This is a genomic window from Halobacillus litoralis, from assembly GCF_009856415.1.
GTDB lineage: Bacteria > Bacillota > Bacilli > Bacillales > Halobacillaceae > Halobacillus > Halobacillus litoralis_C.
The window spans coordinates 151,467-166,088 of the sequence record NZ_WMEZ01000007.1 but is presented as its reverse complement, the minus strand read 5'-3'; the positions used below and the strand labels follow the sequence as shown (position 1 = coordinate 166,088).

The 14,622-nt window shown below is 43.1% G+C and carries 15 protein-coding genes; 7 read left to right on the top strand and 8 right to left on the bottom strand.

Annotated elements, in window-relative coordinates; all coding sequences use genetic code 11:
• The first annotated feature begins 88 nt into the window (after window positions 1-88).
• Window positions 89-748, top strand: coding sequence for an SDR family NAD(P)-dependent oxidoreductase (locus tag GLV98_RS16150; RefSeq protein ID WP_160917103.1), 660 nt, complete (start codon window positions 89-91; stop codon window positions 746-748).
• 155 nt (window positions 749-903) lie between these two features.
• On the opposite strand, the gene GLV98_RS16145 is transcribed toward GLV98_RS16150, so the two are convergent.
• The 3 genes from GLV98_RS16145 to glcT all read right to left on the bottom strand — a co-directional run bounded on the left by GLV98_RS16145 (window position 904) and on the right by glcT (window position 4,332).
• The gene (locus tag GLV98_RS16145) at window positions 904-1,170 is read right to left on the bottom strand and encodes a phosphocarrier protein HPr (RefSeq protein WP_089653809.1); all 267 of its coding nucleotides are present in this window, start codon (window positions 1,168-1,170) and stop codon (window positions 904-906) included.
• Window positions 1,171-1,185: 15 nt separating this feature from the next.
• Window positions 1,186-3,222, bottom strand: coding sequence for a glucose-specific PTS transporter subunit IIBC (ptsG, locus tag GLV98_RS16140; protein ID WP_160917102.1), 2,037 nt, complete (start codon window positions 3,220-3,222; stop codon window positions 1,186-1,188).
• 267 nt (window positions 3,223-3,489) lie between these two features.
• Window positions 3,490-4,332: a glucose PTS transporter transcription antiterminator GlcT gene (gene glcT / locus GLV98_RS16135; RefSeq protein ID WP_160917101.1), complete on the bottom strand. Its 843-nt coding sequence runs from the start codon at window positions 4,330-4,332 to the stop codon at window positions 3,490-3,492.
• Window positions 4,333-4,520: 188 nt separating this feature from the next.
• Here glcT and GLV98_RS16130 point away from each other — a divergent pair, with 188 nt between their 5' ends.
• Window positions 4,521-5,339, top strand: a complete 819-nt coding sequence (locus GLV98_RS16130; protein ID WP_160917100.1) for an HAD family hydrolase — start codon at window positions 4,521-4,523, stop codon at window positions 5,337-5,339.
• A gap of 21 nt (window positions 5,340-5,360) precedes the next feature.
• On the opposite strand, the gene recX is transcribed toward GLV98_RS16130, so the two are convergent.
• Entirely contained in the window at window positions 5,361-6,173 is an 813-nt protein-coding gene (gene recX, locus GLV98_RS16125; protein WP_160917099.1) for a recombination regulator RecX, read from the bottom strand.
• A gap of 109 nt (window positions 6,174-6,282) precedes the next feature.
• Between recX and GLV98_RS16120 the strand changes: the two genes are divergently transcribed.
• The 5 genes from GLV98_RS16120 (at window position 6,283) to GLV98_RS16100 (ending at window position 10,934) form a co-directional block, all read left to right on the top strand.
• Entirely contained in the window at window positions 6,283-7,188 is a 906-nt protein-coding gene (locus GLV98_RS16120) for a TIGR01777 family oxidoreductase (protein ID WP_160917098.1), read from the top strand.
• 100 nt (window positions 7,189-7,288) lie between these two features.
• Window positions 7,289-8,410: an amidohydrolase gene (locus GLV98_RS16115; RefSeq protein WP_160917096.1), complete on the top strand. Its 1,122-nt coding sequence runs from the start codon at window positions 7,289-7,291 to the stop codon at window positions 8,408-8,410.
• Between the two features lie 218 nt (window positions 8,411-8,628).
• Entirely contained in the window at window positions 8,629-9,429 is an 801-nt protein-coding gene (locus tag GLV98_RS16110; protein ID WP_160917093.1) for a DUF4397 domain-containing protein, read from the top strand.
• Window positions 9,430-10,110 carry a class F sortase gene (locus GLV98_RS16105; protein ID WP_160917091.1) on the top strand — a complete coding sequence of 227 codons (681 nt, stop codon included), beginning with the start codon at window positions 9,430-9,432 and terminating at the stop codon, window positions 10,108-10,110.
• Between the two features lie 275 nt (window positions 10,111-10,385).
• The gene (locus GLV98_RS16100) at window positions 10,386-10,934 is read left to right on the top strand and encodes a GNAT family N-acetyltransferase (protein ID WP_160917089.1); all 549 of its coding nucleotides are present in this window, start codon (window positions 10,386-10,388) and stop codon (window positions 10,932-10,934) included.
• A 181-nt stretch (window positions 10,935-11,115) separates the two neighbouring features.
• On the opposite strand, the gene GLV98_RS16095 is transcribed toward GLV98_RS16100, so the two are convergent.
• From GLV98_RS16095 to GLV98_RS16080, 4 genes are all read right to left on the bottom strand, one after another.
• Entirely contained in the window at window positions 11,116-11,799 is a 684-nt protein-coding gene (locus GLV98_RS16095; protein ID WP_160917087.1) for an RsiV family protein, read from the bottom strand.
• 155 nt (window positions 11,800-11,954) lie between these two features.
• A complete protein-coding gene (locus GLV98_RS16090) occupies window positions 11,955-12,959 on the bottom strand; it encodes an aliphatic sulfonate ABC transporter substrate-binding protein (protein WP_160917085.1) in 1,005 nt (334 codons plus the stop codon).
• An 18-nt stretch (window positions 12,960-12,977) separates the two neighbouring features.
• Window positions 12,978-13,736 (bottom strand): ABC transporter permease, encoded by a 759-nt coding sequence (locus GLV98_RS16085; protein WP_160917083.1) that lies wholly within the window; start codon window positions 13,734-13,736, stop codon window positions 12,978-12,980.
• On the bottom strand, window positions 13,720-14,508 hold the full coding sequence (locus tag GLV98_RS16080; RefSeq protein ID WP_160917081.1) for an ABC transporter ATP-binding protein: 789 nt from the start codon (window positions 14,506-14,508) through the stop codon (window positions 13,720-13,722). Before GLV98_RS16080 ends, GLV98_RS16085 begins: the two co-directional genes overlap by 17 nt.
• Between the last annotated feature and the right edge of the window lie 114 nt (window positions 14,509-14,622).

Genomic DNA, 14,622 nt, shown 5'->3' with positions numbered 1-14,622 from the left:
TGCAACCTCCTACATACAAGCTCTCTTTACATTCTAGCAGGGTTTGTTCACAATGAATATAAAGCAATACAGATAAGGAGAGATAGGTATGAAAAATGTGTGGATTACAGGGGCCGGAACAGGCTTGGGACGAGCTCTTGCCCAAATTTACGCTAAGAACGATTATAAGGTATTCCTTTCAGGAAGAACCGCTGAGCATTTACAAATCACTCAGAACGAAATTATTAATGAAGGCGGAAAAGCAGAGGTTCTCATTTGTGATGTAACGGAGCAATCATCAATCAAAGAAGCTGTTAAACAGATCGATTCCTTAGATGTATTGATCAACAACGCCGGTCTTGGGCATTTTGGAGATCTTTCCTCCTATACCGAAGAAAAAATCGATCAACTTTACAACACAAACGTTAAAGGGACCATAATGACCACTCAACTTGCTGTTCCGATGTTAGCATCTACAGAAGGTCGTGTGTTGAACATCATCTCAACTGCAGGTCTACGCGGGAAGAAGAATGAAAGCATATACTGTGCAAGTAAGTTTGCTGTACGCGGATTCACCGAAAGCCTGCATAAAGAATGGGAAGAATCACCTATGACAGCGACTGCTGTGTACATGGGTGGGATGAACACTCCATTTTGGAAAGAGACGGATCACGTGGCAAATCCAGGCAAGTTAAAAGGTCCAGAAATTGTCGCTGAACAAATCTTTGCAGAGGATGACGGTCGAAACGAAATATTCATCGATCGCTAATCGTATCGAGCAGCTGTTTCGCGCAGTTCGACTGCCTTTTTTCGCGATTCGCTTGTCCTTTGGCGCGATTCGACTGCTCTTTGGAACAAACTCAATACGTACATAAAAGAGGGGCTCGCCGTAACGGCAAGCCCCTCTTTTTATGTTTGAAGAGATTACTCTCCAAGACCTTCTTCTTTTGCTTTTGCTACAACAGCTTCGACAGCTTCTGCTTCGTCAGAGCCTTCCGCTTTGAACGTTACTTCTGCACCGTTTGGAATTCCAAGGGACATTACGCCCATGATGGACTTCATGTTAACAGATTTGCCTTTATACTCGATGTTTACATCGGATTGGTATTTTCCTGCTACTTGTACAAGTGCTGTTGCTGGACGTGCGTGTACACCGTCAGCTGCTGTGATTTTCATTGTTTGTTCTGCCATGTTAAACTCTCCTCTTTATTCGTTAATTTCAATGATGTCTGGATCATTGTGATTGACTTTACCTGATGCTTTAATGTTTACAGACTGTCCTTCTTGCAGGTTCGTGAACACGATCGGCGTTACGATGGATGGAGCATTTTCTTTTACGAAGTCCAAATCCACTTCCATCAATGCCTGACCTTGCTTCACTTCATCTCCTTCAGAGATCTTAGCTGTAAATCCTTCCCCTTTCAATCCGACCGTATCAATTCCGATGTGAATCAGGATCTCCATTCCATTTTCGGCTTCAAGGCCAATCGCATGTTTTGTAGGGAATACGTTCAAGACTTTACCATTAATCGGTGAAACAATATTACCATCTTCCGGCTCAATTGCAAAGCCATCGCCCATCATTTTACCAGAGAATACTTGATCGGGCACTTCAGTGATTGGCATGATCTTTCCTTTGATCGGGCTTACAAATTCCAGTTCACCTTCAGTAACCGGCGCTTCTGCTGCTTTTTCTGCGTTCTTCATTTCAGAAGCGTCTTCTCTTGATCTTGGTGTTTTACCATCTATGATGTCTTGCATTTGGCCACGCAGAGTATCAGATACTGGTCCGAAAATAGCCTGGATGTTGTTCCCGACTTCCATTACACCGGAAGCTCCAAGTTTTTTCAAACGGTTTTTGTTTACATCGTTTTTATCATTCACAGAAACACGTAGGCGGGTAATACATGCATCCAGGTGGTCGATATTCTTTTGTCCACCCATCGCTTCAAGGATTTCGAACGGCAGATCGCCGACTTCGCCATCCTCCTCTGCATCTTCCGCTTCATCTTCACGTCCAGGTGTCGCCAAGTTGAACTTGAGGATTGCCCAGCGGAATCCAAAGTAGTAAACCACAGAGAATACAAGACCTACGATGATGACCCACCACCAGTCGGTACGGTTTGGAAGAACACCGAACAGGATAAAGTCGATCAAACCACCAGAGAATGTCTGTCCAATTTTAACTCCAAGAATCTCCATAATCATAAAGGAGAAACCAGCAAATACAGCATGAATCGCGAACAATAGTGGTGCTACGAATAAGAATGAAAATTCGATTGGTTCTGTAATACCTGTCAAGAAAGAAGTCAAGGCTGCAGAAGCCATGATTCCTCCGACCACTTTTTTACGTTCAGGCTTTGCTGTGTGATAAATCGCAAGTGCCGCAGCTGGAAGTCCGAACATCATGAATGGGAATTTACCAACCATAAATGTTCCGGCAGTGAATTCAACACCGTCTCTCAACTGTTCGAAGAAGATCGTTTGGTCTCCGCGAACAATCTCGCCCGCAGCGTTCGTATAAGAACCGAACTCAAACCAGAATGGCGAATAGAAAATATGGTGCAAACCGAATGGAATCAAGGAACGCTCAATCAGTCCGAAGAAGAATGCCGAAACCGTTTGGTTCCCCTCCAACATTAAATGGGAAAGAGCATTCAATCCTGTTTGAGCAAATGGCCATACCCACAGCATGATAATTCCTAAGAAAAGGGAAGAAAAAGCGGTGATGATTGGCACGAATCGCTTCCCGGCAAAGAACCCGAGAAACTGTGGTAACTCAATATTGAAGAACCTGTTGTATAGAGCAGCGGCCAAAATACCGACTATAATACCGCCAAATACTCCTGTTTGAAGCGTCGGTATACCGAGCACTTCTGCATACGCAGGGTCTGAGGTCATGTCAGCATCGACATTTCCAAGCACCCCCATGACCACGTTCATAATCAAATAACCGATGATGGCAGCAAGACCTGCTACCCCATCCCCTTTCGCTAATCCGATGGCAACACCGACAGCGAATAACAACGGCAAGTTGTCAAAGACAATTCCTCCGGCTTCAGCCATTACTTGCAGCAATGTTTGAACCCAAGGTGTTCCGAAGAATGGCACTTTATCAACAAAGTTGTCTTGAGCAAAGCTTGTACCAAAAGCAAGAAGAATACCAGCCGCAGGCAAAAGTGCGACAGGAGTCATCAAGGCTTTACCAACTTTTTGCAGTGTGCCGAAAGCATTCTTGAACATTATGTTTTCCTCCTTTTTTTTGTGACGCAAGCCTCTGGCCCCATAAAATCCATTTGTCAGAAAAATAAAACGTTTTCAACAAAAAAGGAACGATAAGCGTCCAGTTTGGACGCCGAGTATGGATAATAGCTCGTCCTACTTTCTTAGCAGGACATAAAAAAGCATGAGCACACGAGGTGAATGGGTTCCATAAGGATAGTCCTATCCCTATGATAACCACTTCACCTTCATGTACTCATGCCTGATCGTGTCAGTAACACGTACGTTTTAGGTTTTATGGGTTAAACGTTGTAAATGGATCGTCAAATAAATCGCTTCCGACTCATCTACAGGTTTATTCAGTTGCCTTTGCATCACTTTTATCAGTTTCCATGCTAAATTATAGCACACAGGATATTCTTCTTTCAACATGTTTGCCAAACGAATTTCATCCCCTACGTGTTCATCTTGATAAACACGGTCGATGGCTCTGTGCAAATGTTGAACAAGCCTATGGTAGTCCACACTCTTTTTATCAATTTGAACGTCCATCGTATCTTCAACAAGTTGAACGAGATGTGTGATGAGCTGGTTATGACGGTTGAGTTCCCTTAGCGTCTTGTCCGTTACAGCACTATGAATATGAAGAGCAATGAAGCCTACCTCTCCTTCTGGAAACTGGATGCCCATTTTATCGTAAATCATCGTCACAACTTCCATCGCAATTTGATATTCCTTTGGATAAAGGGATTCAATTTCAAGCAAAAATGGATTCGCGAACTGGAGGTTTTTTTTTGCTCGATTGATGGCGAATGCCAGGTGATCTGTCAACGCGACGTGAATATGTTGGTTGAGATCTTGCCCCATTCGCGATTCTACGTGATGGAGGATATCACTCATGAAGTCAATCAAACTCTCGTCGATGTATGGCAATAAACTCACATATTGTTCTTTTTCCTGTTCATTACTCAGCAAAAATGTCTTGTCGGCTTTTTCGGAAGAAATTTCGTCTCCCTTCTTCCTGTTAAAACCAATTCCTTTCCCAATTAACACCACTTCTTCATAAGTTGGGTGGGAAGCAATGACTACATTATTATTGAGCACTTTTTTTATCTTTATCTGCTTTTCCATAATGGTCCCCCACTTAAATTACACTAAAAGCGTTTTCAGTCATCTCATAACTTCTATCCTATATTTGATTTGTTTTTTTTACAAGTGGGATGCTATGGAATAAGCTTTCCTCTTTGTGTGAAAGCGATTACGTCGTGTACAATCATTTAGGTGCTGGGGAATTCCCCGGAAGGAAAGGAGATGAAACAATGATCAAACTATTTGTCACAGACCTTGACGGTACCCTTCTTGGTGTCGATCATTATATTAAAAACGAAGATATTGATGCATTGAAGCGCATGGTTGAAGAGGGCCTCCCTCTTGCTGTCGCCTCCGGTCGTATGGATCACGAAATTGTAGAGGTTCTAAAACGTGTAGGTGTAAACGGACACCGCGTCAGTCAAAATGGGGCCTTTGTATTCAATGACGAAGATACACAAATCCATGCCAAAACGTTTGAAACAGAACTGGCGAAACGAATCGTTCAAACCATTGATCAAGAACCGATGATTAAAACAGTGTCTACAGCTGATGAAACATTTACGAAAGAATCGAACAGATTCATTGACATGATTTCTGAACAGATGTTCCACGAAATTATTGTCAAACCCGAACTGAACGATCAAGTAGGTGAAACAATTACCCCTTCAAAATTTACCCTCCATGGGAAAGAAGCGGATGTTGTGAAAGCTGCCAATCGGATTAAAGAGACATTTGGAGAAGAAATCGACAGTTTCATTTCTCATGAAACATGTGTCGATATGATGCCTAAATCGATTAACAAGCAAAGTGGTCTTAGAAAGTTGATTGAAGGCCTCGGCATTCACCCTGATGAAATCGCATGTGTTGGAGATTCTTTCAATGACTTGAGCATGTTTGAAATGACTCCCCACAGCTATGCCATGTCAAAGGCTCATGACCAGGTGAAGGAAAAGGCAAGTACGGTTGTCGATCATGTACATGAGGCAATTGAGGACTTGGATAAAAAAGGACTGTTGAGTAAAAAAGAACAAGCGGCTGACATTTAAGTCAGACGGCTTGTTCTTTTTTTATTCCTTCACATACTCATCGATAAAACGATCAATAAGATCGAAAGAGAAACCTTTTCTGTACAATCCTGATTTGACTTTCTGCGTCAACTCAAACCCTTCAGCTTTGGATTGAAATTTGCGAAGCATTTTTTCTCCCTGATAAACGACCGCTTCCCATTCTGTGTCTTCGTCCTCATCTTCCGGTAAATTCGCAAGCACTTCCTGGATGACGTCTCCCTGAAATCCTTTTTGCATCAGCGTCTGCTGCACGTTTTGAACTTGCTGACGGTATGATTTCCGGCCGTCGTTCCTCAATTTCTTTTCAGCAAATTTTATCGCTTTTTCATATTGCTTCTCAAAAGAATAATGAGTGATGGCTTCATCCGCTTTTACTGCAGACACCCCTTTATCCAATAATTCTTTTTTCAAAAGGAGCGGACCTTTACTGGAAGTCATAATCCTTGTCCTCACAAGGGAGTTCGCGAACTCCTGATCATCCAGCAACCGTTCTTTATTCAATCGTGAAACAATTTCTTCGATGTGCTCCGGGTCCGTCTCTTTGTCTTTTAAATAATCACGGATCTCTTTTTCCGAACGCATACGATAGCTTAAATAATTGATGGCAAGGGTATAGGATTTATGAAGCGTATCGGTCTGTATCAACGCGTTGATTAGAGCATCGTCAAGTTCCATGTTTTTTTGAAGACGATACTTCACGAGAACATCTTCATCGACACTGAACCCATACTCTTCTCCATTCCCTTTATCAAGGAAGATATTGTAACGACTCTTATGCTTTTTTTGTGTCGTAATTTTTGTAAGTTTAGCCATCCGCTTCACCTCTTTGACCATATTTTATCATGGATTCGGCGTGTGTATCGGTAAACCGAATCAAATGGAGTAAACTATTGACAACCTCACACTGACAGGAGGAATGAACATGAAAATCGCCATTACAGGAGGTACTGGTTTTGTCGGTACCCAATTAAAAGAGAAGTTCGTCCAAGAAGGGCATGACGTGTACATATTGACACGGAGTCCAAAGAAGTACAACGACACGGAGCAAGTCACTTATGTCGGTTGGTTGAAAGAGGAATTCCACCCGGAACAAGAGCTCCCTGCTCTTGATGCCATCGTCAATTTAGCTGGAGAATCATTGAATAGTGGACGATGGACCGAGGAAAGGAAACAATCGATTTTGGAAAGCCGTATCAAATCGACAGAAGGGGTATTGGACTTGGTTGATGCATTGCCGGAAAAGCCCGAGGTCCTCGTCAACGCCTCTGCTGTAGGTTATTACGGGCAATCTAAAACAAAGACTTTCACAGAAGAAACAACCGAACCAGGGAACGACTTTTTAGCTAATGTTGTAGAGGAATGGGAAACGCGTGCTTCACAAGCCGCAGAAAAAGGTATTCGGACCGTGTATGTCCGCTTCGGCATTATATTGGGTGAAGAAGGTGCGCTTCCGAAAATGATCCTCCCTTACAAAATGATGATTGGCGGGAAACTAGGGTCAGGTGAACAATGGATGTCCTGGATCCATATCGATGATGTCGTCGGGCTTGTTCATTTCGCCATTGAAAACAAAGACATTCACGGCCCCTTAAACGGAACAGCTCCCAACCCGAAAAGAAACAAAGATTTCGGTCAAACCCTTGGGGAAGTATTGAATCGTCCCCACTGGATTCCCGCTCCCGCCTTTGCCCTGAAAGCTGCACTCGGAGATATGAGCACACTCCTTTTAGATGGACAATGTGTCATCCCTAAAAAAGCAATGGCTTCTGGGTACACGTTTCACTACCCAGAATTACAGCCTGCCCTTTCATCCATTTTAAACAACTAAAGGTGTGCAATGAGTAAAGCTTAGCTTTGCTCATTTTTGTTATCCAAAAGGCTATTTTAAAGTATAATAATTGTATAACGAAGGGAAAGGCTGTATGTCTATGAACACTGTAATAAAAAATGTCAGTATCCACCCTATCACATCTCCTTCTATAAAAAATGGATATGTCCATGTAATCGATGGGAAAATACACGATTACGGTGAGAGCATCGATTTGCCGGAGCAAGCTGAATTTATCGATGGCAAAGGGTTGGATCTATACCCAGGATTCGTTGATGTCCACACCCACCTTGGTCTTTATGATGAGGGAACGGGCTGGGCAGGAAGTGATGCAAATGAAACCATTGAGGCCGTGACCCCACACTTGAGAGCAATCGATGGAGCCCACCCTCTTGACCCTGCTTTTTTTAATGCGAGGAAAGCTGGTGTTACCACGGCGCACATCATGCCGGGGAGCGCAAATATGATTGGTGGTACGACCTCTGTTATTAAAACCGTGGGCCATACGATTAACGATATGATCCTCAGAGAGACGGCCGGCCTTAAACTCGCTTTGGGAGAAAACCCAAAACGGATTCACTCCCAGTCTAAAAATGCCTCGATAACCAGGCTTGGAATTATGGGGACATTAAGGGAGACCTTCTATGCAGCAATGAAGGACCCAGAACCCGGCCTCCGTGTAAAACCGATTCTACAAGTCTTGAACAAAGAGATACCTGTGAGAATCCACGCTCATAGAGCGGACGATATCATTACAGCTTTGCGCTTTGCAGACGAATTCGACCTGGACTTGCGCATCGAGCATTGTACGGAAGGGCATTTAATTGCTGATCACCTGGCAGGAAGAGAATTACAAGTCTGTGTAGGGCCGACATTTACAAGGGCATCGAAAATTGAGCTAAGAAACAAAACGTGGCAGACGTATAAAATTCTGCACGACCACGGGATCCGTGTCTCCATTACGACGGACCATCCTTATACACCCATCCAATATTTGAACATATGTGCAGCACTCGCAGCTAGAGAAGGTCTCGACGTCGAGGACGCTCTTCGAGGAATCACGATCACCCCTGCTAAGAACCTTGGAGTTGATGACCGGGTCGGTTCGATTGAAAAGGGAAAAGACGCCGATCTTGTCTTGTGGAGCGGACATCCATTCGAGTATCTGTCTAAACCTATATGGACAATGATTGACGGAAAAATGGTATATTTCCAAGAATAGTGAAGCACTCTAACACCGGAAGGATTTTCCGGTGTTTTTTCTATGTTCTCTAAAAGCATATTGAGCATAGCAAAAGGTTTGAAAGTTGTACAAAGGGTGTATATGATGAATATACAAAACTTGTACAAGATTTTTACAACGCGTTGTGAAAACCCCCATGGTAGAAATTGCCGTTCTATAGAATGGCAGTGGATATAAAAAATTTAAGGAGTGGGAACATGAAAAAATTATTTTCGTCATTAGCTGCTGTTGTATTGATTTTGGGAATCTTCGCACCTTCTGTCTTGGCTGACAGTCACGATCAGAACGCCATGGTCCGCGTTCTCCACGCATCACCTGACGCCCCTGCAGTTGATGTGTATTTGAATGATGAAGCTGTTGTTGAAGGTGCTGAATTTAAAGCAGCTACAGATTACTTGGAAGTGCCGGCCGGCGAACATACAGTAGAGATTTATGCAGCTGGAACAAAAGGTGAACAAGAGCCTGTCATTTCTACCACAGTAAATGTAGAAGCTGGTATGGCTTATACAGCTGCAGCGATTGATAACTTAGAAAACATTCAATTGAAGGCCATCCAAGATTCTATGGAAGCAACCGAAGGTAAGGCTAAAGTCCGTGTCGGTCATTTCATTCCTGGTGCACCAGCCGTTGATGTAGGTCCAATTGGTGGAGATGCTCTATTCTCAGGTGCAGAATTCCCAATGGTCACCGATTATATGGAAGTGGACCCAGGTTCCTACGACCTTGAAGTACGTACAACAGATGGAACACAATTGATTGATCTTTCAGGTACAAACCTTGAAGCAGGAAAAGTTTATAGTGCGTTCGCTGTTGGAACAGCAGATAATCCAGAAGTATTGCTTCTCCAAGACTCTGCTGCTATGCCGACAATGATGCCTGCTACTGGTTTCGGTGGAACAGCTGATTCCTCATCAAATGCTTGGATGTATGCTGCTCTTCTAGGTGTTCTAGCCATGGGTGCTGGCTTTATGCTGACACGTAAACGCTCAGAAGCATAAATGGTAAGAAAACTTTTCCCTTTAGCCCTGGGTCTCCTCGTATTTCTCATCAGTTTCCAATGGCTGAATGAAGAACCTGCAGAGGAACCCAGGGCTCTTTCTACATCCGAAACCACACGCACCCAAGGTGTAGAAGTTAAAAAGGAATCTTTAGTCCGTGATCAATTAGAAAATGCACCAATCAAAAAAAATTACACGCCTGCTGTACAGGCTTCATCCGAACAATACGGCATCACTCCTGACCGAATTGAAATTCCTTCGATAGATGTGGACACCTCCGTTAAGGCTCTTGGCTATACACCAGATGGAGGAATGGCGGTACCGAAAAGCTTAACTGATGTCGGATGGTTTGAACCAGGGACAATGCCTGGAAACCAAGGAAATGCGGTTATTGCAGGCCATGTAGACGGTAATAGCGGGCCCGCTGTTTTTTATGACCTTAAAGATTTGAAACCGGGAGATGAAATTCATGTTTATGACGAAAACATGAAACTTACGTTTGAAGTAAGCAGAATTGAATCATATCCTTACCAAGATGCTCCGATCAGGAAGATCTTCGGGCCCACAAATTCACACGGTTTGAATCTCATCACTTGTACGGGACCGTATGATAAAGAAGCCTCCACTTATTCTGAGCGACTAGCTGTATTTTCCGTTTTAACGGATCAACAAAAACCATAAGAATTTGTAAAAAAAATCCACGTCCATTTTACAAAGTTTTTATTCACTTTTTTCTCGGAGTGGATTATTATAAGTTTAGATGATATTTTATAAGCTTTTGGTGTAGGGAAGGCAAATGGTGCGCCACCAGTCATAGCACTGGTTCTAGTGGGTTCGATTCCCACCCCGAATTTTTGTGAGCAATTGATAAAAATTCGAGGGTGGTCCGAACTGGCCAGTGAACGCCTATTTCCTATGCGTTTGGACCACCCTCCTCATTCAAGGAGGGATTTTTTATGCTAAAAAAGCGTGACTTACATGACGCCCCGGTTTTATTTGAGTTGATGAGCCATCCTGAAGTGTTTCCTTACGTCCGTCACAAAGCATCTTCCAGTGACGAATTCTACTTTTTGACCAAACAAACCATAGAAGCTGAAGATCGGGGGGAATTGGTTTCACGTACCATCCTTGATGAGTGGGGGCAGCCCATCGGAACCATCAACCTTTTCGATATACAGGAGAACAAGGGCTTTTTAGCTACCTGGATCGGTCAGCCATTTTTCGGCAAAGGATACAATCAAATAGCCAAAGAAGCATTTTTCGAGGAATTGTTTTTCCAATTGAATATTGAAGCTATTTTTATGAAAATCAGACGTACCAACGTCCGATCAATGAAAGCAGCTCTCAAAATTCCTTATGTATCCATTGGCAACGACGCTTATCCAGAGGTATTTTCTTGGATTAATCGCACCGATGATGTCTATGACCTGTATGTCATTACAAAAGATCAATATTTGTTCCATTATTACGGAGAGCAAAATGAAGAAGAAATGTTAGAAGCATAAGCAGCACTTATGCTTCTTTTTTTGCCTGTTATTAACATTATCCACAAGGTTGTGCACAATGTGAGTAAGTGAGTCAAAGGCCCGCCATAAAGATCATGCACCCTGATTATCTGTGGATAGAATTTTTGCAAACACTTGTTAATTATGTGGATATACTCCAAAAACCTCGTTAGTGCGCTATTCAATATGTGGATAATGTATAGGAAGGCAAAGGAGGCACTTTTTTCTCTAATTCTTCCTTAAGTATCCCTTTTAGAGGGACTGATATCTCAGGAGTGCCGTGAACACCAGCAGCGACCTCAAACTTATTGAATACAAGGACAAGGTGTTCATCCTTCACATAAAAAGCGGTATTGTCTCGCACACCAGCAAAAGGCTCCTGCAAATACATCTCCGGGTCAGCTTCTAATGCCTTCTTCACTTCTTTATTTAATCGATCGATATACACAAGGTCTTTCAATTTCTTGATTGACCCCCCTCGGTCATCTTGAAAATTGATGGAGGTGACGGTTGAATTGTAGCGATTCCCCCTGGATATGTGGGAGGTCATCACGACAGAATAAAAAGTCTTTTCTTTAAACACCGATGTTTCTTCATAATAAAGATAAGGGACACCCATCATTTCTCCGGCCCCTCTCTTTACATCTCTCAACGTATCTTCAAGTTTCTGAACGATTTGAAAGTTTACAGTATCTTGAAGATCTTTACTTTCCAAGTGCTCAAACCTTGGATAATCGACATGGACTTCCCAATCTTCTGTTACTTTATCTTTATGGACGATTTTATATTCGCTTTCAGCTGTAACCGACTGCCCTGCAATGAAAAGTATCCCAATAATGAAAAAAACGATTGAAATGCGCTTCAAACAGCATCCCTCCTGTACCTTATAGTTTGACCTAAATCATAAAAACTAAAGGGATGTTTTAAATATTATTGGGTTTTTTGCATGCGGGTTCCGTTCAAAAAGACTCAAAAGAACTAAAAAAGAGACAGGAAATTTCCCGTCTCTTTTCCTACTATTTAATCAAGAAAGCTTGTGTCCACCAGACCAGTCAAGTCCGGCTTTTCTTTCAGAAACTCAAGATCATAAGAAGCATCCGCGAACTCCTGAAGGTTTTCTTCTTTCACTTCATAAGTGAAATCAATACGCTCCCAGGCACGGTCGATGACTTCTTTTGAAAGTTCTTGGTCCGTGATGTCTTTGATTTTATCAATGGCAATCTGTTTCGCTTCTTCTGGGTTTTCATTAATAAAGTCTGTCGCTTTTTTATGAGCTTCTACGATGCTCTCCACCATATCCGGGTTTTCATCCACAAGTTTTTGAGAAGTGACGAACACGGCTGCCGGTAAAGTTTCACCAAAAGCAACATCCGGTGTGTCGACAAGGACTTTACCGCTTCCTTGTTCCTCAATGGAAGATGCCCAAGGTTCAGGAACGGTTGCGACGTCCACATTTTTCGTTTCAAACAAGCTTGCATAAGTGGCCGGCTTACCTGTGACGTGCTTCATTTCACCGTCAATACGGTCAGACGTTATACCGAATTCCTCTTTCATCATCGTTTCAAATTGTACATCATGTGTACATCCTACCCTTGGAGAAACAAACGTCTTTCCTGCCAGGTCTTCTGGGGAGTCAATATCCGCTCCTTCTCTAGCCATGATGACTGTACCACCTGTTGAGCCTGCAGCGACAACATTAACTTCCGCTCCACTTGTGAAGTGGTTCATCGCCGGGCCAGGTCCTACAAGGCCTCCCTGGATATCCCCCGTTTCTATAGCTGTCATAAAAGAAGATCCATCAGGAAAATATTGATAGTTCACTTTTGTTCCATCCGGCAATGTCTCAGAATACAAATCCTTCGTCTCTGCCACCATACCCGCTACGTGGTTGATGTTCGGAAAGTAACCAATCGTAATTTCTTCTGTACTTCCACCATCATCAGAATTCGCGCCTGCATCACTACCGCAAGCAGCGAGCACCAGACTCATGACAGCAAGAGCAATTATGGATAACCATTTTTTCATTTTCTCCTCATCTCCTATCTATGATTTCAATAATCCCCAGCGTTTCCTAACATTTCTTTCTAACTTAGAAAAGACCACTTGATCCACTACTGCACCGATGACGCCAATGATAATGATGATTGCAATCACTTGATCCATGCGTGCATAATCCTGAGCGTACCGTAAAGAGTAACCCAATCCAGGACCATTGCTTAACAGCTCACCAGCCATGAGAGCTCTCCAACTGAAAGCCCAAGCGAGTCTGAGACCTGTCATAAAATATGGAATGCTCGATGGAACTTCCACTCTGAAAAAAAGAGGAATTCCATTGGTCCCCATCGTCCGAGCTGCACGGACCAACTGGGGTGGAACACTATAAATGGCCGTCCGTACGTTCAAAGCCATAACAAATGTACCTCCAAGGACGACAACGAACACAACGGCAAATTCAGAAAAACCAAACAGCATAATGGCAAGCGGCACCCACACAATGCTTGGAATACTCTGTAAAGCAATGAGATACATTCCTGCTGTTTCATCCGCCTGTTTCGATTTCCCAAGCAGGACGCCAATGACGGTCCCAAACAATATGGCAAGGGACAAGCCCATGAATAAGTGACGGAAACTCGCGCCCAATGCTTTAATGAAATCCCCATCAGCAAACCCCTCATACAGCGCACCTGCTACTTTGAGCGGTGATGGAAACACGATATCTTCGAAGACACCAATGGAGTACACCAGCTGCCATAATCCTAGAACAACAACTAAAAAACCAACCCTTTTAATAGCTATCTTCATAACGAAGTTCTTCCTTCAATACTTTGTTGATTTCACCTTCCAGCAGATCCATCACTTTTCGCTCAAGCTCGATAACCCTCTCATCTTCCCTCTTTCTAGGTCGTGGAAGATCGATGGAAAAGTCAGCGATGATCCGTCCTGGTCGTGTACCCATGACGACGACCCGATCAGATAATTTAATCGCCTCCTGAATGCTGTGTGTAACGAACAGGATGGTCTTTTGCGTCTCCTGCCAAATCTTCATCAGTTCTTCATGAAGAATATGTCTCGTCTGTTCATCAAGGGCCCCGAAAGGTTCATCCATGAGCAACACTTTAGGATCCATGGCAAGTGCTCTTGCAATGGCTACCCGCTGCTGCATCCCTCCAGAAAGCTCATGGGTGTAATTTTCTTTGAACCGGCTCAGGTGGACCATCTGTAAGAAACGATCCACTCTCTCTTCTGCCTCTTTTTTTGACCCATGCCCTTTTAACGGAAAAAGAACATTTTCCTTTACATTCAGCCATGGAAAAAGAGAAGGTTGTTGAAAGACCATGCCTCGGTCAGGACCAGCTTTCTTAATTTCTTCTCCTTCCAATCGGATTGACCCCGATCTGACGCTCTCCAGACCTGCAACCATTGAAAGGAGCGTTGATTTCCCACATCCGGACGGTCCTAGGAGTGAGACAAATTGATTTTCTTCAATCTTCAAATCGATTCCAGAAAAGACCTCAAAACCGTCTTCTCCTTTACCATTGAAGGTTTTCCCTACTTGATCTATGGACAAAAACAATACGTCACATCCTTATGATTATAATTCCTATAGAAATAGTATGCTTTATGATTATATTATTAGATTATACAGTTGAACAGAATATTGTGTCAATGAACTGTGGTTATTCCTTGC